This is a genomic window from Acidovorax sp. LjRoot66 (assembly GCF_964253305.1).
Classification (GTDB): domain Bacteria; phylum Pseudomonadota; class Gammaproteobacteria; order Burkholderiales; family Burkholderiaceae_C; genus Acidovorax.
In genome coordinates this window covers 3,700,291-3,720,393 of the sequence record NZ_CAXUQU020000001.1, presented here as the reverse complement: position 1 = coordinate 3,720,393, position 20,103 = coordinate 3,700,291, and the positions used below count along the sequence as shown (strand labels likewise).

Sequence of the window (20,103 nt, the reverse complement as noted above, 5' to 3'; positions counted from 1 at the left end):
GTCCCGGCCAAACCGAAGGGTTTGGCCCTGTCGCCCTGCCGGCAGCCTGCTACTTGCTGCCGCCCGCCTGCTCCACCACCGCCACGCGCCGGCGCAGGCGCTCCGCCGCGTCCTTGTCCCCCGCCGCCTCGGCGCGCTGCACCTGCAGCAGCAGCCAGGCCATGAGCGGGCGGCGCCAGCCCTGGGCGGATGCGGTATCGGTTGCCGTGGCGATGACGGCCGGGTCGGCCCGGCCGGCCTGCAGCAGCACACCGGCGGCCACCAGGCGCGAGAGCGGGTCTTCGATGGCGGCCAGCGCGGCGCCGCCCGATCCCAGTGTTGCCACGGCTCGCTGGGCCGGGGGCAGCAGCGCCACGTCGGGCGCGGCCAGCGGTTTGCCCGCCAGGTGGTCGGCATAGGCGCGCTCGGGTGCGGCAGCATCCTGGCGCAGCGCCTCGAAGGCAGTGCAGGGCTCCACCACCAGGCTGGCCACCTGGGCGGCGCAGCGCAGCAACTCCAGCCGGGCCAGCAGGTCCGGGCGGCCGGTGCGGGCCACCTCGGCGCGGGCACGCTCCCATTCGAGTCTTTCGACGCGGGCGTTGCCCGAGAGGTAGGCGTCGAGCGCCTTCTGCGACGAGCCCTGGGCGTTCATCTCCCATTCGGGCTCGGGCGGCTTGTTCGCGCAGCCGGCAAGCAAGCTGCCGACCAGGGCAGCGGCAAATAAACTTCGCACGATGGGTATGGTCTTGTGGGTCATGGCAGCTTGATCTCCCGGTCGCGTGCAAACGGCCATTTGCGGTTGATCTCGGTGACCAGGCTGTCGATCTTGCGCAGGTTGCTTTCCACCTCGGCGCGCAGGGCACCCAGGTCGTTGGTGGCTTCGCGGGCATTGGCGCCCACGGCCTGGGCCTCGACCAGCACGGCGTCCACCTTCTTGAGGCTGGTGCGCGTGTCGGCCAGCAGGTCGTTGACCTGGCCGACGGCGGCACGCAGTTCGGGCACCAGCGCATCCTTGCTGTTGCCGTCGGCGCCGAAGACCTGGCGGTCGGCGCGCGCGGCCAGGGTATCCAGGCGCGCCAGCAGGGTGTTGGTGCGGTCCAGCGTGGTCACGAGCTTCTTCGCGTCGCTCTCGCTGCCCATGAGGGCGCCGAGCACACCGCCTGGGCCGTTCAGGCGCTCGGTCAGTTGCTGCACGTTGGAGAGGGTGCTGCCCAGGGCGGCGTCTTGCGCGGTCAGGTTGTTCAGGTTGCCCAGCAGCTCGCGCGCCGAGGCCATGAGCTGCGGGATCTCGGCCGTGGCATCGCCGCGCAGCACCGGGCGCACGGCGCCATTCTCCAGCGGCGGGTCGGTGAGGATGCCGCTGTAGGCGCGGATGTTGGTGCCGCCCACGATGCCGCGCACCAGGGTGAACACGCTGGAGCTGCGCAGCCAGTGCGCGTCCTTGCTCGGCACCTCGATGGTGATGCGGGCATTGCCCTCGTTGGCCAGCTCGATGCGGCGCACCCGCCCGATGGGAAAGCCCGAGAACGTCATGTCCATGCCCACCACCACACCCTCGGAATCGTCGGCCGTGAGCACCAGGATCTGCGTGGGCTCGAACACGCCGCGCGCATACATGAGGAACAGGCCTGAGCCGACGATCAGCGCCAGCGTGAACATCAGCAGCGCCGCGGCCTTGATCTCCAGGTAGGCCACGGGGCGCAGCGTCTCCTGCGTGGAGCCTTCGGTCGGCGGCGGCGGCGCGGGAGGTGGTGTGCGGTCGGTCATGGGGTGTTGTTGTTATCGGTTAGTAGTAGTTGCCCATCAGCGAGGCCACTTCGATCAGCAGCAGCACGGCGAACATGCGCGCCAGGCCGCCGAGCTCCGAATCGGGCTGGTCCCGGCCCTCGGCGTCGTACAGACCTGCGGCCATGGGGATCAGTGCCACGGTGAGGCTGAAGAACAGCGTTTTGAGCGCGAACAAGGTGGTCACGCTGGGGGTGAACACGCGCCCGAACATGCGCGTGTAACCCCCCGCCTCGGCCAGGTTGAAGCCATACACGCCCAGGTAGCCCATGACCAGCGCCACCACGCAGCTGAGCGCGGCCAGCGTGATGCTGGCGAACACCCCGGCCACCACGCGCGGCAGCAGCTCGACGCGCACCGGGTCCGAACCGCGCGCGCGCAGTTCGTCGAAGCGGCCCGACTGGCGCAGCAAGGCCAGTTGCGTGCCGTTGGGGATGGTGGCGCGCATGGCCACGAAGAGTGCGGCCGTGAGCGGAATCAGCTCCAGCACCAGCACGCGGATCACCATCTCCATGGCATAACGCGACAGGCCATAGCTGAGCGCCGTGACCACCACGATGCGCGTGAGCACCAGGCTGAGCAAGGCCGCCAGCACGGTAAAGCCCAGCAGCACGGGCGCCGTGTCCAGGTACAGGTGGCGCGCCAGAGACCGGCGCGTGGCGCGCCCGTAGCTCGACGGCGACAACACCAGCACCAGCACCACCGCCCCCAGGTACAGGATGCGCCACCACGCCACGGCCCAGCGGCGTACCGTGCTCCAGGCACGCTCGGGCAGGGACAGGCCGGGCAGGCGATTGATCATGAATTGATCATAGCCGCCGGGGCACGCGTTCCCAAGCGGAAGGCCCGCTGAATGCATCGGGCATTTGCAGCGGCCACGGCTTATGCTGCATGGAGATGCAGCTATGCATTGCATAGCAGACGATACATGCGCTCACACCCTGCCTATTTGCGGGCGTTCTGCGGCACTACCGGCATGCGCCCCACATAACGCCCGCGCGGGCGGATCACCTGCGCCACGCCGCGCTGCTCCAGGCTGTGGGCCAACAGCCCTACGCTGCGCGCGGTGGCGAACAGGGCAAACGCCGCGTCGGCAGGCAGGCGGTGGTGCGCGACCAGGGCGGCCAGGGCCACGTCGATGTTGGGCTGCAGGCCGGTCAGCTCGGTCGCCTTGTGGATGAAGCGCGCAATCACCTCGGGCGGCTCGAACATCGCGAGCAGGGCCGCCGCGCGCGGGTCGCCATCGGGGTAGATGTGGTGGCCGAAGCCCGCCAACGGCAGGCCGGTGGAAAGGTAGTGGGCCAGCACCTTGTCTTCGCCCAGCCGCTCCACCTCGCTGAACAGCGCCTGCACCCGGCCCGAGGCATCGCCGTGCAGCGGCCCCGACAGCGTGCTCAGCCCCGCCAGCACGCAGGCCGGCAGCGAGGCGCCGGTGGACGCCGCGATGCGCGTGGCAAAGGCCGAGCTCGTGAGCTCATGGTCGGCCAGCAGCACCAGCGCCGTGCGCAGCAGCTCGGCCACCGGGGCGCGCTGCTTCCAGCCCTTGGCAAAGCGCAGGTGCAGCGGGCCCTTGCCGGGCTGGGCGCCGAAGGCATTGGCCAGTTGGCCCACCAGGGCCTGGCCTTCGGCATGCAGCACGCGCGTGAGCCGCCCGCTGGTGGAGTGCCCCGTGGCGGCCAGCCCGGCGAGCACCGTGAACGCGGCGCCCCGCCCCGGTGCCGCGGTGCCGGCCGGCGCATCGCAGGCGAAATCCACCGCCTGCTCGGCCGCCCACAGCAGCTGCGCCGCATCTTCGAGCGTGGCGGTGCGCGCCAGCACGATGGCGTCTTCACCCCGGTAGTGCGGGCGCTCGCGGAAGAAGGCCGACAGCGCGGTGGGGATGCTGGGCTCGGCCCCGAACAGCGTGTTGGTGGCCAGCGTCTCGCGCTTGCTACCGGCCTTCTTGCGCCGGGCCAGGCCGCTCAGGTCCTCGGCGCGGTACAGGCTCTTGCGCGTGTCGGCCGGGTCGGGCATGACCTCGAGCTTGCCCCGGCTCACATAGGCATAGATGGTCTGCGGTTGCACACCGAGGAGCTGGCAGGCCTCGGTCATCGAAATCCAGGAAGCCATGGTGGTGGTCGTCGTTGAGGTCTATACATTGATTTTACACGTCAAGATTGACCACAGCATCAACACAAAACTACGATGCCTTCCATTCCAACGTGTTTCCGCATACCGACATGACAAAGCCCCAGGTTCTGCAACTCAACCCCATCCTGATCCCGTCGGTGAACGACGCGCTCGCCTCGCTGTACACGGTGCACAGATACTTCGAGATGGCCGATGGCGCGGCCTGGCTGCGCGCGCACGGTGCCGGCATCGGCGCGGTGATCACCGGCGGGCACACGGGCATCTCGCGCGCCATGCTGGAGCAGTTGCCAGCCCTCAAGGTGGTGGCCGTCAACGGCGTGGGCACCGACGCGGTGGACCTGGCCTACTGCCGTGGCCGCGCCCTGCCCGTCACCGCCACGCTGGGGGCGCTGACCGAGGACGTGGCCGACCTGGCCATCGGCCTCCTGATCGCCGCCTGCCGCAACATCTGCAGCGGCGACCGCTTCGTGCGCGACGGCCAGTGGGAACAGTTCCCGCAGCCCGGCGCCATCCCGCTGGCGCGGCGCTTTTCCGGCATGCGCGTGGGCATCGTCGGCATGGGGCGGGTGGGCCGCGCCGTGGCCACCCGGGCCGCCGCCTTCGGCTGCCCCATCGCATACACCGATCTGCGCGCCATGAGCGATGTGGCGCACCGTTTCGTGCCCACCCTGCTGGACCTGGCGCGCGGGTCCGACGCACTGGTGCTGTGCGCTGCAGCCGACAGCGCCGAGGGCATCGTCGATGCGGCCGTGCTCGATGCGCTGGGCGCGCAGGGCTACCTGGTCAACGTAGCGCGTGGCCGCCTGGTCAACGAGGCCCACCTCGCGGCAGCCATCAGTGCGGGCCAGATCGCCGGCGCAGGGCTGGATGTGTTCGTGGACGAGCCGCGCGTGCCCCTGGCGCTGCGCCAGAGCGAGCGCACCGTGCTGCAGGCCCACCGCGCCAGCGCCACCTGGGAGACGCGTGCGGCCATGGGCCAGATGGTGCTGGACAGCGTGGCCCAGGCGCTGGCGGGCGAGCGGCCGGCGATGAGCCTGACCACATGAACTGAGCCGGGCGGCCCCCGCCGCTTCCCCTTCCCCAAAAAACACAACGGAGACAGACACCACCATGACGTCCACACGACGACGCTTCGCCTTCACCCTGGCCATCGCCCTTGGCACCACGGCCCTGGCGGCACCCGCCGCCTTTGCACAGGCCTATCCCAACCGCCCGGTGACCCTGGTCGTGCCCTTCCCGCCCGGGGGCGGCACCGACACCGGGGGCCGTGTCATCGCCGAGCAACTCGCCCGGCGCTGGGGCCAGCCCGTGGTGGTGGAGAACAAGGGCGGCGCGGCCGGGCAGATCGGGGCCGACTACGTGGCCAAGTCCAGGGCCGACGGCTACACCCTGCTCCTGGGCAACATCGGCACGCAGGCCATCAACCCCTCGCTGTACGCCAAACTGCCGTACGACGCGGACAAAGCCTTCGCCCCCATCTCGCTGGTGGCCGAGTTGCCGCTGGCGATGATGGTCAACCCCTCGGTGGCAGCGAAGACGCCGGCCGAGTTCATCGCCCTGGCCAAGGCGCAGCCGGGCAAGCTCAGCTACAGCAGCTCGGGTGCCGGCGGCGCGCCGCACCTGGCGGCCGAGATGTTCAAGGACCAGACGGGCAGCTTCATCCTGCATGTGCCCTACCGTGGCGGCGGTCCTGCGATTGCCGACCTGCTGGCAGGGCATGTGCAACTCTCCTTCATGACGGCGCTGGAGGCATCGGGCCACATCAAGGCCGGCAAGCTGCGCGCCCTGGCCGTCACCGGCGACAAGCGCCTGCCCGCGTTGCCCGAGGTGCCCACGCTGGGTGAAGGCGCGCTGCCGGGCTTCAATGCCATCTCGTGGATCGGCCTGCTGGCCCCTGCGGGCACGCCGCACGAGGTGGTGGACAGGATCTCGGCCGATGTGCGTGCCGTGCTCGCGGACGAAGCCGTGAGAGCCCGCTTTGCCGGCCTGGGCGGCGTGCCGCGCGCCACCTCGCCGCAGGAGTTCGGCAAGCTGATCGCGGCCGACAGGGCGCGCTACGCGCAGATCATCCGCAGCCGCAAGATCACCATCGAGTGAGCTGCCATGCTGGACTTCGCGTTCCCTCCACCCGCCGCCACCGCCCTGCCGGTGGCGGGCAGCAGCTCCCTGTTCCCCGTGGGCCGGGTGTTCTGCATCGGCCGCAACTACCGCTGGGCGCCCGATGAACCCCGGCCCGTGCAGATGCCCGCCTGGTTCATGAAGCCCGCCAGCGCCGTGGTACCCGCACAGGGCGTGCTGCCCTACCCTGCGCAAACCCGCGACTTCTGCCACGAGATCGAACTGGTGGTGGCCATTGGCCGGGGCGGCCGCGACATTGCCCCGGAACGCGTGGAGGCACAGCACATCTGGGGCTATGCCGCCGGTTTGGACATGACACGGCGCGACCTGCAGCAGCAGGCCAAGCAGGCGGGTGGCCCCTGGGAGCCCGCCAAGGCCTTCGACCAATCCGCCCCCTGCACGCCCATCGTGCCCGTTGCGGTGTGTGGCCACCCCCGCCAAGGCGCCATCTGGCTCACGGTGAATGGCCAGGAGCGCCAGCGGGCGGACCTGTCCGGCCTGCTGTGGACGGTGCCGGAGCTGGTGGCCATGCTGTCGCGCTCGGTCGCGCTCGCGCCGGGGGACCTGGTCTACACCGGCACCCCCGCCGGGGTGGGCCCGCTGCAGCCGGGCGATGTGGTACGCGCGGGCGTGCAGGGCATCGGAGAACTTTCCATGGCGGTAGGCGCAGGCCCATCGGCGATTTCCCCCATTTGACGGAGACAGACCTTGAGCAAGAACACCCTTTCACCCCCTCGCATCGCCCTGGTCACCGGGGCGGGCAGCGGCATCGGCCGCACCACCGCGCTTGGCCTGCTGGGCGACGGCTGGACCGTGGTGCTGGCAGGCCGACGCCCCGAGCCGCTGCAGGCCCTGGCGGACGAAGCCGCAGCGCGTGGCCAGACGGCCCTGGCCGTGCCCACCGACGTGAGCAACCCGGCCAGCGTGCAGGCCCTGTTCGACGCCATCGAGCAGCGCTTTGGCCGGCTGGACCTGCTGTTCAACAACGCCGGGGTGAACGCCCCGGCCGTGCCCATGGACGAGCTGCCGCTGGAGAAGTGGCTGAGCGTGCTCAACACCAACGTGGGCGGCGTGTTCCTGTGCGCCCGCGCGGCCTTCGGGCTCATGCGCCGCCAAGCGCCACAGGGCGGGCGCATCATCAACAACGGCTCGATCTCGGCGCACACGCCGCGCCCCTTCACGGCCCCCTACACGCTGAGCAAGCACGCCGTCACGGGCCTGACCAAGGCGCTGGCGCTCGATGGCCGCGCCTTCGGCATCGTGGCCAGCCAGATCGACATCGGCAATGCGCTGACCGAACTGTCCGAGCGCATGACCCGGGGCGTGCTGCAAGCCAACGGCACGGTGGCGCCCGAGCCCATGATGGACGCCACCCACGTGGCCGATGCGGTGCGCCACATCGCCGCGCTGCCGCTGTCGGCCAACGTGCTGAACATGACCCTCATGGCCAGCGCCATGCCTTTCGTCGGGCGCGGCTGAGGCCTGGCGACGACCCGATTCCACAAGACCACAACGGAGACAAACACCATGCACACCACATCCACAAGACTCAAGGGGCTGGCCCATACGGCGGTGCTGGCCCTGCTGGCAGCCGCACCACAGCTGGCATCGGCCCAGGCTGCTGCCTACCCCACGCGCGCCATCAAGATCATCGTGCCCGCACCGCCCGGCGGGGCCATCGACACCATTGCCCGCGTGGTCGGCGACAAGCTGGCCACGTCCCTGGGCCAGGCGGTCATCGTCGACAACCGGCCCGGCGCCTCGAACAACCTGGGCACCGACGTACTGGCCAAGGCGCCACCCGACGGCTACACCATCGGCATCGTGGGCGGCAGCCACAACATCAACAAGTATTTGTTCAAGAACCTGGGCTGGGACCCGGAAAAGAGCTTCGAGCCCATCGTCTACACGCACGAGGTGCCGCTGGTGTTTGCCATGTACCCGCAGATCCCGGCGAAGACGCTGCCCGAGTTCATCGCCTGGATGAAGGCCAATCCCGAGCAGGCCAAGATCGCCACGTCCGGCCGGGGCAGCGCGCAGGAGATGGCGGCCGAGATGTTCCGCATGGCCAGCGGCGCCCAGATGCTGCTGGTGCCCTACAAGGGCTCGTCGGCCGCGCACCCGGATCTGCTGGCCGGGCGCACTGCGCTGTACATCGACACCATCAGCGCCATCCAGGCCCAGGTCAAGGGCGGCAACGTGCGCGCCATCGCGGTTTCCACGCGCAAGCGCACCGCCGCCCTGCCCGATGTGCCCACGGCCGAGGAACAAGGCCTCAAGGGCTACGACGCCAACACCAACGGCGGCTTCCTGGCGCCTGCCGGCACACCCAAGGCCATCGTCGCCCGGCTCAACGCCGAGATCAACGCGGCCCTCAAGCTGCCCGACGTGCGCGCCAAGCTCGAGGCCGCGGGCATCGAGATCCAGGGCGGCACGCCGCAGGAGTATGCGGCGCTGATCAAGTCGGACCTGCTCAAGTGGGGCAAGGTGGTCAAGGAGGCCGGGATTCAGCCGGAGTAACCGGAGTGCCGGTGGCCCGCGCGGTCCATCGGGCATTTGCGCAGGGGACGGGACACTCCGTAGTACCGATAAACGCAGGGTAGTCCCCCGCAGGTCAGAGGTAAAACCTGACAACACCGGCCTATTGGGCGCTGCAGCCGATGCGCCCTCTGTGGCGCATGCTAGTCCACCGGCTCCCAGCGCCCCGTGCGCTCGGACAGCCACAGGGCATCCATCACCCGCGCCTGGGCCACCGCGTCATCAACACCATCGGCCTGCGGCCCCGCTGCGCCGCGTACCCGGCGGGAAAAAGCCTCTACCTGCAGCCGGTACTGGTCGCAGGCCGGCAGGGTTTCGACGGTGATGCCGCTGCCATCGAGCTGACCGCCGTCGTCCACCGCCAAGCGCATCTCGCCGCCCCGCACCGCATTGAAGGGGATGAACAGTTCGATGCGCCCGCGCGTGCCCACTACCTGCACCCTTTGAAACCGGGCGCTCTGCGTCGAGACCGTGAATGCCGCCTGCCTGCCGGAGCCAAAATCCAGCAGTGCGCTGGTGAGCCGGTCGGTCCCCAGTTGCGGGTCGCGGTCTACCAGCGAAACGGCGCGCAAAGGCTCGCACTCGAACAGATAGCGTCCCGCCAGAACCGCATAGCAACCAATGTCGAACAGCGCCCCACCGCCGATGCCGGGCTGGTTGCGGATGTTGCCCGGATCGTCGTTGAAGTACGAGAAGAACACCTGTACCGCCTGGGGCGTGCCAATGCGCCCCGCGCGCACCAGTTCGCGGGCGCGCAGCCACTGCGGGTGGTGGCGCACCATGAAGGCCTCCTCGATGTGCACGCGGCGACTGGCGGCCCTGAGCAACTCGGCCTGTGCCGCGCTGAGCGCCACCGGCTTCTCGCACAGCACATGCTTGCCAGCGGCCGCCGCCTGCAGGGTCAGCGGCACATGCAGGTGGTTGGGCAGGGGGTTGTAGATCGCCTCGATGGCCGGGTCGGCCAGCAGTTCTTCGTAGCTCCCGTAGGCCTGGGCAATGTCCAGCGACCGTGCAGCCCCCTCGGCAGCGGACAGGGAGCGCGAAGCGATTGCGCGCAGCTCGACCAGCGGGCTGGCGCGCATGGCGGGAATCACATGCTGGATGCCGATCCTGGCGGTACTCAGAACACCCCACACCACGGGTTTCATGGACACTCCCCGTTCACAACGGCGGGTCAAAGATAGCTGTTGAGCAGATTCTCGAGCAGCTCCTGCCGCCCGGAAACCGGCCGCGTGTCCTGGTTGCGCTGCAGCGCACGGGCTGCCACCTCGTCCAGCCCCAGCCGGCCGGCCAGTAGGTCCTGGCCAAACGCATCACCCCAGCCGGCGTAGCGGGCATCGACATGGCGGGCCAGGCGCCCGTCGGTGACCATTTTCTCGGCAATCAGCAGCGCCCGGGCCGAGACATCCATGCCGCCGATGTGGCCGTGGAACATGTCCTCGGCATCCAGCGACTGGCGCCGCACCTTGGCGTCGAAGTTCAGGCCCCCCGTGGTGAAACCGCCGGCCTGAAGGATCAGGTACAGGGCCAGGGCCGTCTCGGGGATGTTGTTGGGAAACTGGTCGGTGTCCCAGCCGCACTGCATGTCGCCGCGGTTCATGTCGAGCGAGCCGAAGATGCCCAGATCGATGGCGGTGGCGATCTCGTGCTCGAAGCTGTGGCCCGACAGCGTGGCGTGGTTGGCTTCGATGTTGACCTTGATCTCCTTGTCCAGCCCATAACGGGCCAGGAAGCCATAGACCGTGGCGGTGTCAAAGTCGTACTGGTGCTTGGAGGGTTCGCGCGGCTTGGGCTCGATCAGGATCGTGCCCTTGAAGCCGATCTTGTGCTTGTACTCCACCACCATGTTCAAAAAGCGGCCCATCTGGTCCAGTTCATGGCCCACGCGGGTGTTGAGCAGGGTCTCATAGCCCTCGCGGCCACCCCACAGCACATAGTTCTCCCCGCCGAGCTTGAGCGTCGCGTCCATCGCCTCTTTCACCTGCAGGGCGGCCAGGGCAAAGATTTCGGGGTCGGGATTGGTCGAGGCGCCGGACATGAAGCGGCGGTGGCTGAACAGGTTGGCCGTGCCCCACAGCAGCTTCATGCCGGTCTCGGCCTGCTTGGCCTGAAGCACATCGACCATCTCGTGCAGGTGGTTCACGCTCTCGCGGGGTGTGCTGCCTTCGGGCGCCACGTCGCGGTCGTGAAAGCAGTAGTAAGGCGCGCCCAGGCGCACAAAGAAGTCAAACGCCGCATCAGCCTTCATGCGCGCAGCGGCCATGGGGTCGGCCGTGCGCTGCCAAGGACGCTCGAAGGTGCCGTCGTAGCCGAAAGGGTCAAACCCGTTCCAGCAGAAGCTGTGCCAGTAGCAGACGGCAAAACGCAGGTGCTCCTCCATGCGCTTGCCCAGCACCAGGCGGTCTTTGTCGTACCACTTGAAGGCCAGCGGGTTGGAAGACTCAGGGCCCTCGTAGGCGATGGGGGCAATGTCGGAAAAGTAGGTGCTCATGGGTTTCTCGGCTAAGGACGTCAGGGCCTGCGGTACAGGCTGCGGAACAGGGCATAGCGAGGCGCCAGCAGCACGCTCTCGCCCGGGTCGGGCTGGTAGACGGTGTCCACGGGGGGAGGCAGGCAGGTGGAGGCCATCGGGGCCCCCGCGCTCAGGGCGCCCAGGCGGGCGGCGCCCAGGGCGCCGCCGACGGCCGAACCACCGTGGGTGACGATCTCCACATCGAGCGCGCTGGCCAGCATCTGGGCCCAGAAGGCGCTGCGGGCGCCGCCGCCCACCAGCGACAGGCGCGTGACCTCGCTGCCGGCGGCGTTCAACGCGGCAAGGCCATCGCGCAAGCCAAAGCTCACGCCTTCCATCACCGCGTAGCCAAGGCGCGCGGCATCGGTATCGAAGTCCAGGCCGTGGAAGCTGCCCCGCACACCAGCGTCGTTGTGGGGCGTGCGCTCGCCGCTCAGGTATGGCAGAAACAGTGGCGCGGCCTCTCGGCCCGCAGCATCCAGCGCCGCCGCGCGTGCCGCCACGTCTGCAACATGGGGCGTACCCAGCAGCTTCGCGACCCACTGCAGCGCGCTGGCCGCCGCGAGCATCACACTCATCTGGTGCCAGCGGCCGGGCACAGCATGGCAGAACGCATGCGTGGCGCTGGCGGCATTGGGCTGGTAAGTGGGCGTGACCACGAACAGTACACCGCTGGTGCCCAGCGACAGGAACCCCTGGCCTGGCTGCACCGCGCCCATGCCCACGGCGCTGGCCGCGTTGTCGCCCGCACCACCCGCCACCACGGTGCCAGGCCGCAGGCCCAGCGACTGCGCGACCTCGGCCCGCAGCCGCCCGCTGACCTCGCTGCCTTCAACGAGCCGGGGCATGTGCCGGCGCGAAAGGCCAGTCAACGCCAGAAGGGGGTCGGACCAGTCACGGCGCCGCACATCAAGCCAGAGCGTGCCGCTGGCGTCCGACATGTCGCTGGCGTGTTCCCCTGTCAGCATCAGGCGCACATAGTCCTTGGGCAGCAACACCTTGGCCACGCGCCGGAACACCTCGGGCTCGTGGCGCGCGACCCAGCGCAGCTTGGGCGCGGTGAAGCCCGGCATCGCGAGGCTGCCGCCCAGATCGCTCAGGGCGGCAAGCTCGTGCATCATCTCGCTGCACTCTGCGGCGCTGCGCGTGTCGTTCCAGAGGATCGCGGGCCGCAATACGCGGTCTTGCGCATCCAGCAGCACGGCGCCATGCATCTGGCCCGAGAGGCCGATGGCTTGCGTCGCCGCATACTCGCCCGGGTGCGCCGCCTGCAGGCTGGCCAGGGCTGCCTGCGTGGCGCCCCACCAGTCAGCGGGGTCCTGCTCGCTGTGGCCCGGATGGGGCCGCGACACCGTGAGGGCCACGCCCGCCGAGCCCACCACGCACTGGTCAGGCCCCAGCAGCAGGGCCTTGACTTCGGAGGTGCCAATGTCGATGCCGATGTACATGGGTTGTTGCAATCAATCAGTGAAGGAACTGGGGCGCTGCTTCGCCCTGCCGGTGTTCGGGCTCGTCCGGTGGCGCGGTGACCGCAGGCGCATGCATGGGCCGAAGCTCGTGGTGCAGCACCAGTGCGGCCGCGCCGACAGCCGAGGCCAGCAGCCCGTAGCGGGCCGAACGCACCTTGGGCGCGGCCATGCCTGCGCTGGCCGCATAGCCCTGCAGCGTTTCTCGGGCCACGCGCAGGATGTCGGGATAGCGCTCGCAGGAGGGTCCACCGACGACCAGTGCGCCCGGGTTGAAGGTAGTCCACAGGTTTTGCAGCACCACGCCCAGGTAGACGCCGCCGCGCGCTGGCTCGGCCTGCCGCTCCAGAGCGCGGGCGCCAAGAAAGGTTTCGGCACACCCCTTGCGTCCGCAGGAGCACGCCGGTCCGTCGATCTGCACAATGCTGTGGCCGATTTCGCCAGCCATGCCCTGCAGCCCGGTGAACAGGCGGTCGTTGAGCACGATGCCAGCGCCCACGCCCACGCCGCAGGTCACGAAGATCAGCGAATCCGTCGCCTCACCGCCGGCAAACTCGTATTCGCTGAGCGCGGCGGTGTCGGCTTCGTTTTGCACGTGCATTGCCACCGACGGGCAGCCAGCCTCGGCCAGGGCGCGTGCCATCAGCGGCTGGAAGGCCACATCGCGCCAGCCCAGGTTGGGCGCGAAGCGGATGGTGCCGGTGGCCTCGTCGAACGCGCCGGGCACGCCGATGCCCATGCCAGAGACCAGCACCGGCCTGGCCGCCAGTTCGCCATGCGCGCGCACCGCCAGGGCCGCAACTTGGCCGCACACCGCTCCAGGCTCGCGGTCGGCCAGGGGCTCCTCGGCCGACCACAGTACCTCACCCGTGAGCGACACACCCACCACGCGCAGCGACTCGACCCCGATCTCCACGCCCAGCATGGCGCGGCGGCTGCCGTCCAGCTGCAAGGGTGTGGAGGGGCGGCCAAGGCCCTGTGCGGCCGCCAGGCTGGTTTCGGTGATCCAGCCCTCTTCGATCAACTCGCGCACCAGCAGGCTCACGGTCGACTTGGTCAGGCCGCTCTCGCTGGCCAGTTGCGCGCGCGAGAGGCCGCCCCGCTGGCGCAGCAACCGCAGGAGCACGCTGCGGTTGATCCGTTTGACAAGTTGCTGGTCGCCGGTGGTTTTCATGGTGTGGTCTTCGGAGCGCCGGTTTTCAAAGGCTGTGGGCCTGCGCTTTTCCCTCGGGTTGCTTGCCGGCGATGATCATGCCCAGAACCTGGTCCTCGGTAACCTCGGCCGTGCGGTAGGTGCCCACCAGGCGCCCGTTCTTCATCACCGCCAGGCGGTCGCTGAGCCCGAACACGTCGGGCATGTCGTGGGTGATCAGGAAGATACCCACGCCCTCGGCCTTGAGCTGGCGCACGAGGTTGCCCACCATCGCGGTTTCCTCAGGACCGAGCGCTGCGGTGGGCTCGTCCATGATCAGGATGCGCGCGTTGAAGTAGATGGCGCGCGATATCGCCACCACCTGGCGCTGGCCGCCCGAAAGGCGCCGCACTGGTGTGCGCACGTTGCGAAAGTTCTTGTTCAGGCGCTCGAATACCTTGCGCGCTTCGGCGTCCATGCGGTGGTCGTCCAGCGTGCGCCAGGGTGTGAGCAGCTCACGCCCCAGGAACAGGTTGGCCACTGCGTCCAGGTTGTCGGCCAGCGCCAGCGTCTGGTAGATCGACTCGATGCCGAGGCGCTGGGCATCGACGGGCGTACGGATGTGGGATTTCTGCCCCTGCACCAGCACCTCTCCGCTGTCGATCGGGTAGGCGCCCGCCAGCATCTTCATCAGCGTGGACTTGCCTGCACCGTTGTGCCCCAGCAAGGCGACCACCTCGCCCGGGTGCAGGTTCAGACTGACATCGTTTACCGCCTTCACGCCGCCAAACGACTTGCCGATGTGGCGCATTTCCACCAGGGGCGCGTTCATGCAGCGTCTCCCGTCATGCGGCGATAGACCACATCGAACACCACGGCGGCAATCAGGACCTGGCCGATGATCACGTAGCGCAGGCCAATCGAGATGTCCAGCAACAACAGGCCGCTGTCGATGCTTTGCATGATGAGCGCGCCCAGCACCGATCCCAGAATGGAACCACTGCCGCCGGAGAGCGCCGTGCCGCCGATCACGGCCGCTGCGATCACAAACAGCTCCATGCCCGTGCCCAGTGAATTGGTGCCCGCGTTCAGCCGTGCAATGGAGACCATGGCCGCGATGGTGATGAGAACCCCCATCAGCGCAAACAGCATCAGGGTGACGCGACGCACCGGAATACCGACCAGCGCGGCGGCCTCCGGGTTGCCCCCCATGGCAAACACATAGCGGCCAAAACGTGTGCGGCGCACGATGAACGACAGCACCACGGCCACGCCGCCCCAGATCAGCACGGGGATCGGCACGCCCTGGGGCGCGTCTTTGGTGGGGATCTGGTAGGCGTTCATCGTGGCGACAAAGGCCACGGCAATCAACGCTGGCACGGCGGCCACCAGGGAATCCAGCCACAGCGGCGGACTGGGCACACCATACGCAGCCTTGGCCCGGCGCCGCAGCCAGGTCTTGACCCCCATGGCCACGACCAGAGCCAGCGCCAGCCACCAGCTGGCCTGCACGCCGATGGCGCCATCAAAACCACCGCCCAGCCTTTGAAAGAATGCGTCGCTGACCGGTTGGGTCTTGCCGTCGGCCACCAGAAAGGCCGCGCCGCGAAACGACATCAGCCCACCCAGCGTGACCACGAAAGACGGCACCCCCAGCATTGCCGTGAGCGCACCCTGGTAAAGCGATACGCCGATGGCGACGGCCAGCCCGGCGAGGGAGGCCTCGACCCAGTGCCAGCCGGCGGTGTACATCAGCGTGGCGATCAGCACGCCCACAAAACCCATGACGGAGCCGACCGACAGATCGATGTGGCGTGCGACGATAACCAGCACCACCACCGTGGCCACAATGCCGACCACCGCAGTCTGCTGGGCAATGTTGTAGAGATTCTCGGGCGACAGGAACAGGCCGCCGGAGAGGATGTTGAACACGATGGCCGTGGCCACCAGGACCACTCCCATCAGCACCAGCCGCCAATCGATGGCCAACTGCCTGAGGGCATTGGGAACAGGACTCACAAGCGCACTCCACCAGAAACAAAAAAGGACCGCAAGCTAGTGTTCTGTCCCGCAAATAGATGCCAAAAATAAAACCGATGGATTTCGCGCCAGGGCAAGGCGCAAACCGCAGCGATAGCCGTAGCTATCGCGAGGATTTGCAACGCGGCTCTGGCGTGAAAGACGCGGTTTTATTGGCATTTATTTGCGGGACAGGACACGAGGGGCGGCTCACGGTCCGGGAGCCTTCAATCGTCAGGAAGAGAACGCCGTCATTTGCACGCCTCAGGCCCCTTGGCGGCGTCCACACCCTTGCACAGGTCGCTCTTCTTGATCCAGCCCGCCTTGACCACGAGGTCCAGGTTTTTTGCCGTGATCGGCACGGGCTTGAGGAACTGCGCCTGCAAGGACACCTTCTTCTCACCCCCGTTCCAGGCCTGCGCGCCGGCAATCTTCTGGCCCTTGGCCAAGGAGACAGCGGCCGATGCGGCATCGCGGCCCAGGTCGCGTGCATCCTTCCAGACCGACACCGTCTGCGAGCCCTGGGCCACGCGGTTGAGCGCGGCGTGGTCGCCGTCCTGGCCCGACACCGGAATGCCCTTGATGCCCTTGGCCGTCAGCGCCGCCACCACGCCACCGGCGGTGCCGTCGTTGGAGGCCACCACGGCGTCGATCTTGCCGCCGGTCTTGGTGATGATCTGCTCCATGTTCTTTTGCGCCACCTCGGGCTTCCAGCCCTCGGTGTATTCCTCGCCAACGATCTTGATGTCGCCCTTGGTGATGGCCGCCTCGATCACTTCCTGCTGCCCGGCGCGCAGAAAGTTGGCGTTCGGGTCGGTGGGCGAGCCCTTGACCATCACGTAATTGCCCTTGGGCTTGGCTTCGAACACCGCGCGCGCCTGCATGCGGCCCACCTCGACGTTGTCGAAGGTGATGTAGAACACACCGGCCGCCTCGATCAGGCGGTCATACGCCACCACCGGGATCTTCTGCTGCGCTGCCTTGTTGACGGCCGGCAGGATCGCGTCCTTGTCCATCGCCAGCACGATCAGCACCTTGGCACCTTTGGCGATCAGCGAATCCACGTCGGAGAGCTGCTTTTCCGGCGATCCGCCCGCATCCGCGCTGATGTAGGTTGCGCCCAACTTGGCCAGTTGGTCCTTGATGGCCTTCTCGTCGGTCTTCCAGCGCTCTTCCTGGAAGTTGGACCAGCTCACGCCCACGACCTGGGCAAAAGCGCCAGCGCTGGCCAAGCCAAGCGCCAGGGCCGTCAATGTTGTCTTCAGTTTCATCTTTGTCTCCGTGATTGGCCTCGTGCGGGCCTTGGTTGCTGAATCTGGCGTTCATGCTTGTCGTGCCGCCTGCCCTCCCGCAGGACCTGTGCGCTCAGCCTGCCCAGGCAGCCTCTTCAGGACATGAAGTCATTTAGTGCGGACGACGAACAAATTATGGAAGCCGCAGTTTGTGCGATGCATTGGGACAAACCCGACATAGTTTGATCGACGAACTTAAACGGAGTGGACGGGTGGCCCAGGGCAAGGCCTGTTCAGGGTTGCCCTGCCCAGGCGCAGCAAGTTCGTCCAGGGGAATCAAAGACCGGTGGTCGCACCCGTCGAGAACGTGGGGCTGGCACTTCGACCCGTTCAGGGGACCACGGGTGCTGGGTAACCGGTGTGGCCCAGGGCCGCCTTGCGGCCCGGTTCTTCATCGAAGGCAACCGGGACGGCCGATTGGCCGGGATGGCACCCGGCGACGCCGGTCCGGCATCCCGAACCGGTCGGACATGCGCCTCGCGCCGCAGGAGACCCGCGCCACGCACAGAGCCGCAACTGGATTGGGGGCAGCTCAGGCCGCCTGCGGCAGGTAGCTCGGCCGGGGCGCCGTCAGCCCGATCTTGACGTGCTGGGTGAGCTCATCGGCCAGCACTTCGTCCAGACCCGATTCCAGGCCGTTCAACGCGCGCTTGACGATCTGCTCGGGGCTGGTCTTGGGTACCTCGAAGCCGCGCGTGAGGTCGGTATCGACATAGGCCATGTGCAGGCCCAGTACCTGCGTCTTATGCCCCGCCAGCTCGTTGCGCAGGGCATTGGTCAGCGACCAGGCCGCCGATTTGCTGGCCGAGTAGGCCGCCAGCTCGCCGCCATTGACCCAGGACGCGACCGACAGCACATTGAGCAAGGCACCGCCGCCGTTGGCCGCAAGAATGGGAGCGAAGGCCTGGCTCACGCGCAGCACGCCGAAGAAGTTGGTTTCGAAGATGCGCCGCGAGACCTCTTCGCTGTCGGGCGCCAGAAAGCCCCCGGGCTGGGCGATGCCGGCGTTGTTGATGACCAGGGTGACGTCCTGCGCCAGCGCTGCGGCTGCAGCCACCTCGCCCGGGTGGTTGACGTCCAGCCGCAGGGCCTGCACGCCCGCCTGGGGGGTGATGCTGGCAGGATCGCGCGCACCGGCATACACCTTGCGCGCACCGCGGGCAAGCAGCTCACGGGCAAAGGCCAGGCCGATGCCGCGATTGGCACCGGTGATGAGGACGACGGCATTTTCGATTTTCATGGGAACTCCGGGGATGGATGTGGAACGACTCACTTGAGCTGGATGACGACCTTGCCTTTGGCTCGGCCGGATTCGACATACGCCAGTGCCTCGTTGGTGGCGTCGAACGGGAACACCTTGTCGATCACCGGGCGGATGGTTCCGGTCTCGATGAGGCGGGTGATCTCCCGCAGTTGCCCGCCATCGGCCCGCATGAAGAGGAAGGAATAGTCGACGCCCAGGCCTTTCGCCCGCCGCCGCACGCCTGCGCTGATCAAGCGCAGCAGCAGCCGCACGATGCCAGGCGCCTTGCTGCCCTTGGCAAATGCCGGGTCCGGCGGGCCGGAGATGGAAATCAGCTTGCCACCCGGCTTGAGCACGCGCAGGGATTTTTCGAGCGCCTTGCCGTCCTGGCTGTGCAGGACCAGGTCGTAGCCGCGCAGCAAGGTCTCGAAGTCCTGCGTGCGGTAGTCGATGGCGAGGTCGGCGCCCAGCTTGTGCATGGCCTGTGCACTGGCTGCGCCTGCGGTGGTCGCGACGCTGGCGCCCAGGTGTTTGGCCAACTGGATGGCGAAGGTGCCGACACCCCCGGAGCCCGCCTGGATGAAGGCCTTCTGCCCGCGCTGGAGCCCGCCCCGCTCCACCAGGGCCTGCCATGCCGTGAGCCCCACCAGGGGGATGGAAGCGGCCTCCACCATGGACAGGCCTGCGGGCTTGGGTGCCAGTGAAGATTCCTTGACCGGCACGAATTCGGCGAAGCTGCCGATGCGGAAATCATCGGCCCGGGCATAGACCTCGTCGCCGATCTTGAACTGGCTCACCTGCGGGCCGACCTCCACCACCACCCCGGCCACGTCGTGGCCCAGGACCAGCGGCAGGCGGTAGGGCAGGATGGGCTTGAACTCCCCATTGCGGATCTTGGCGTCGAGCAGGTTCACCCCCGCCGCATGCACCTCCACCAGCACCTCGTCGGCGCGCAGTTCCGGCCGGGGCAGGTCGGCCAGGCGCAAGGCGCGCTGTTTGCCGTAGCGCTCAAGAACGAAGGCTTTCATGGTGTCTCCTTGCGGGTTGGCATATTTAGAATGACGATCATCATATTAAATGGCAAAAAAAGGCGCACGGCCTGCATGTGCGGTTCAGGGCGCGGAAGGCGCCAGGTGCTTGAGCGCTGCTTCGCGCAGGCCGTCCGACAGCGCGGGCTCGTCCACCGCGCGCGCCAGCAGCAAGGCCCCGACCATGGTGGCCACGGTGACCAGCGCACGCTCGTGGGCGGCAGGCTGCCCCCAGTCCGGTGACTGGCGGGCGATCAGATCGACCACTTCCTTGATGTGCCGGGTGGCGACCCGCCGCACCTCGGGCGCCTGGCGCACCGTTTCGGAGCCCAGCGCGGCCAGGGGGCACCCAAGCTCCACCTGTTCCACATGCCCCCGGGAGAGGTAGCTGCCGAGCATGGACGCCAAGGCCATGCCAGGCGGCACGCTAGCCACCACGTTGGCGGCAGCGGCTGCGGACTCCGCACATGCCTTCGCCGCAGCTTCGGCCAGCATGGCCTCGCGGGAATCGAAGTGGGCGTAGAAGGCGCCATGCGTGAGGCCCGCCTCCTTCATGATGTCCGCGACCCCCATGCCGTCGTAGCCACTGCGGCGAATGGCGCGGGCCGCCACGGACACGATGCGCTCGTGCGTGGCCTCCTTGGCAGCGCTTCTGGCAGTGGTCTTGGTTTTTCGCATGATGTTTATCATACAACTTTAGCGCGCAGCGTGCACGGCTGGCCCATCCGGTCCCTGGGCGAACTGGCGCGGTGATAAGCCCCCTGTAGCAAACAGTTGCTACGCGAGGAACGACCCGCACACACCAAAGCCAGGCGGATGCGATAGCCTTTGCGCATCACAAAAATCACCCCGGGAGGTTGA

At 68.0% G+C, this 20,103-nt stretch carries 19 protein-coding genes; 5 read left to right on the top strand and 14 right to left on the bottom strand.

Features of this window, described 5'->3' with window-relative positions; translation table 11 throughout:
* Window positions 1-49: 49 nt before the first annotated feature.
* The 4 genes from ACSQ3Y_RS17510 to ACSQ3Y_RS17495 form a co-directional block, all read right to left on the bottom strand.
* On the bottom strand, window positions 50-736 hold the full coding sequence (locus ACSQ3Y_RS17510; protein ID WP_436178259.1) for a hypothetical protein: 687 nt from the start codon (window positions 734-736) through the stop codon (window positions 50-52).
* The gene (locus ACSQ3Y_RS17505; RefSeq protein WP_436178258.1) at window positions 733-1,746 is read right to left on the bottom strand and encodes an MlaD family protein; all 1,014 of its coding nucleotides are present in this window, start codon (window positions 1,744-1,746) and stop codon (window positions 733-735) included. Before ACSQ3Y_RS17505 ends, ACSQ3Y_RS17510 begins: the two co-directional genes overlap by 4 nt.
* Before the next feature lie 19 nt (window positions 1,747-1,765).
* A complete protein-coding gene (locus ACSQ3Y_RS17500) occupies window positions 1,766-2,566 on the bottom strand; it encodes an MlaE family ABC transporter permease (protein WP_436178257.1) in 801 nt (266 codons plus the stop codon).
* A gap of 143 nt (window positions 2,567-2,709) precedes the next feature.
* Window positions 2,710-3,873 (bottom strand): citrate/2-methylcitrate synthase, encoded by a 1,164-nt coding sequence (locus ACSQ3Y_RS17495; protein WP_436178256.1) that lies wholly within the window; start codon window positions 3,871-3,873, stop codon window positions 2,710-2,712.
* Window positions 3,874-3,983: 110 nt separating this feature from the next.
* Between ACSQ3Y_RS17495 and ACSQ3Y_RS17490 the strand changes: the two genes are divergently transcribed.
* The 5 genes from ACSQ3Y_RS17490 (at window position 3,984) to ACSQ3Y_RS17470 (ending at window position 8,532) form a co-directional block, all read left to right on the top strand.
* Window positions 3,984-4,940, top strand: a complete 957-nt coding sequence (locus ACSQ3Y_RS17490; protein WP_436178255.1) for a 2-hydroxyacid dehydrogenase — start codon at window positions 3,984-3,986, stop codon at window positions 4,938-4,940.
* Window positions 4,941-5,004: 64 nt separating this feature from the next.
* Window positions 5,005-5,991 carry a Bug family tripartite tricarboxylate transporter substrate binding protein gene (locus ACSQ3Y_RS17485; protein ID WP_436178254.1) on the top strand — a complete coding sequence of 329 codons (987 nt, stop codon included), beginning with the start codon at window positions 5,005-5,007 and terminating at the stop codon, window positions 5,989-5,991.
* A gap of 6 nt (window positions 5,992-5,997) precedes the next feature.
* Window positions 5,998-6,708, top strand: a complete 711-nt coding sequence (locus tag ACSQ3Y_RS17480) for a fumarylacetoacetate hydrolase family protein (RefSeq protein ID WP_436178253.1) — start codon at window positions 5,998-6,000, stop codon at window positions 6,706-6,708.
* 12 nt (window positions 6,709-6,720) lie between these two features.
* Window positions 6,721-7,491: an SDR family oxidoreductase gene (locus ACSQ3Y_RS17475; RefSeq protein WP_436178252.1), complete on the top strand. Its 771-nt coding sequence runs from the start codon at window positions 6,721-6,723 to the stop codon at window positions 7,489-7,491.
* A gap of 48 nt (window positions 7,492-7,539) precedes the next feature.
* Window positions 7,540-8,532 carry a Bug family tripartite tricarboxylate transporter substrate binding protein gene (locus ACSQ3Y_RS17470; RefSeq protein ID WP_436178251.1) on the top strand — a complete coding sequence of 331 codons (993 nt, stop codon included), beginning with the start codon at window positions 7,540-7,542 and terminating at the stop codon, window positions 8,530-8,532.
* A 161-nt stretch (window positions 8,533-8,693) separates the two neighbouring features.
* On the opposite strand, the gene ACSQ3Y_RS17465 is transcribed toward ACSQ3Y_RS17470, so the two are convergent.
* The 10 genes from ACSQ3Y_RS17465 to ACSQ3Y_RS17420 form a co-directional block, all read right to left on the bottom strand.
* Window positions 8,694-9,698 carry a Gfo/Idh/MocA family protein gene (locus ACSQ3Y_RS17465; RefSeq protein WP_436178250.1) on the bottom strand — a complete coding sequence of 335 codons (1,005 nt, stop codon included), beginning with the start codon at window positions 9,696-9,698 and terminating at the stop codon, window positions 8,694-8,696.
* A gap of 26 nt (window positions 9,699-9,724) precedes the next feature.
* Window positions 9,725-11,041: a xylose isomerase gene (xylA, locus tag ACSQ3Y_RS17460; RefSeq protein ID WP_436178249.1), complete on the bottom strand. Its 1,317-nt coding sequence runs from the start codon at window positions 11,039-11,041 to the stop codon at window positions 9,725-9,727.
* A gap of 20 nt (window positions 11,042-11,061) precedes the next feature.
* On the bottom strand, window positions 11,062-12,510 hold the full coding sequence (gene xylB / locus ACSQ3Y_RS17455; protein WP_436178248.1) for a xylulokinase: 1,449 nt from the start codon (window positions 12,508-12,510) through the stop codon (window positions 11,062-11,064).
* A gap of 16 nt (window positions 12,511-12,526) precedes the next feature.
* Entirely contained in the window at window positions 12,527-13,702 is a 1,176-nt protein-coding gene (locus ACSQ3Y_RS17450; RefSeq protein WP_436178247.1) for an ROK family protein, read from the bottom strand.
* A gap of 25 nt (window positions 13,703-13,727) precedes the next feature.
* The gene (locus tag ACSQ3Y_RS17445; protein ID WP_436178246.1) at window positions 13,728-14,492 is read right to left on the bottom strand and encodes an ATP-binding cassette domain-containing protein; all 765 of its coding nucleotides are present in this window, start codon (window positions 14,490-14,492) and stop codon (window positions 13,728-13,730) included.
* Complete coding sequence (locus tag ACSQ3Y_RS17440) at window positions 14,489-15,622, bottom strand: sugar ABC transporter permease (RefSeq protein ID WP_436180131.1); 1,134 nt, start codon at window positions 15,620-15,622, stop codon at window positions 14,489-14,491. The genes ACSQ3Y_RS17445 and ACSQ3Y_RS17440 overlap by 4 nt, the downstream gene beginning before the upstream one ends.
* A gap of 308 nt (window positions 15,623-15,930) precedes the next feature.
* Window positions 15,931-16,950: a D-xylose ABC transporter substrate-binding protein gene (xylF, locus tag ACSQ3Y_RS17435; protein ID WP_436178245.1), complete on the bottom strand. Its 1,020-nt coding sequence runs from the start codon at window positions 16,948-16,950 to the stop codon at window positions 15,931-15,933.
* 553 nt (window positions 16,951-17,503) lie between these two features.
* The gene (locus ACSQ3Y_RS17430; protein WP_436178244.1) at window positions 17,504-18,211 is read right to left on the bottom strand and encodes an SDR family oxidoreductase; all 708 of its coding nucleotides are present in this window, start codon (window positions 18,209-18,211) and stop codon (window positions 17,504-17,506) included.
* Window positions 18,212-18,240: 29 nt separating this feature from the next.
* Window positions 18,241-19,242 carry an NADP-dependent oxidoreductase gene (locus ACSQ3Y_RS17425; protein WP_436178243.1) on the bottom strand — a complete coding sequence of 334 codons (1,002 nt, stop codon included), beginning with the start codon at window positions 19,240-19,242 and terminating at the stop codon, window positions 18,241-18,243.
* An 84-nt stretch (window positions 19,243-19,326) separates the two neighbouring features.
* A complete protein-coding gene (locus ACSQ3Y_RS17420) occupies window positions 19,327-19,932 on the bottom strand; it encodes a TetR/AcrR family transcriptional regulator (protein ID WP_436178242.1) in 606 nt (201 codons plus the stop codon).
* Window positions 19,933-20,103: the final 171 nt, after the last annotated feature.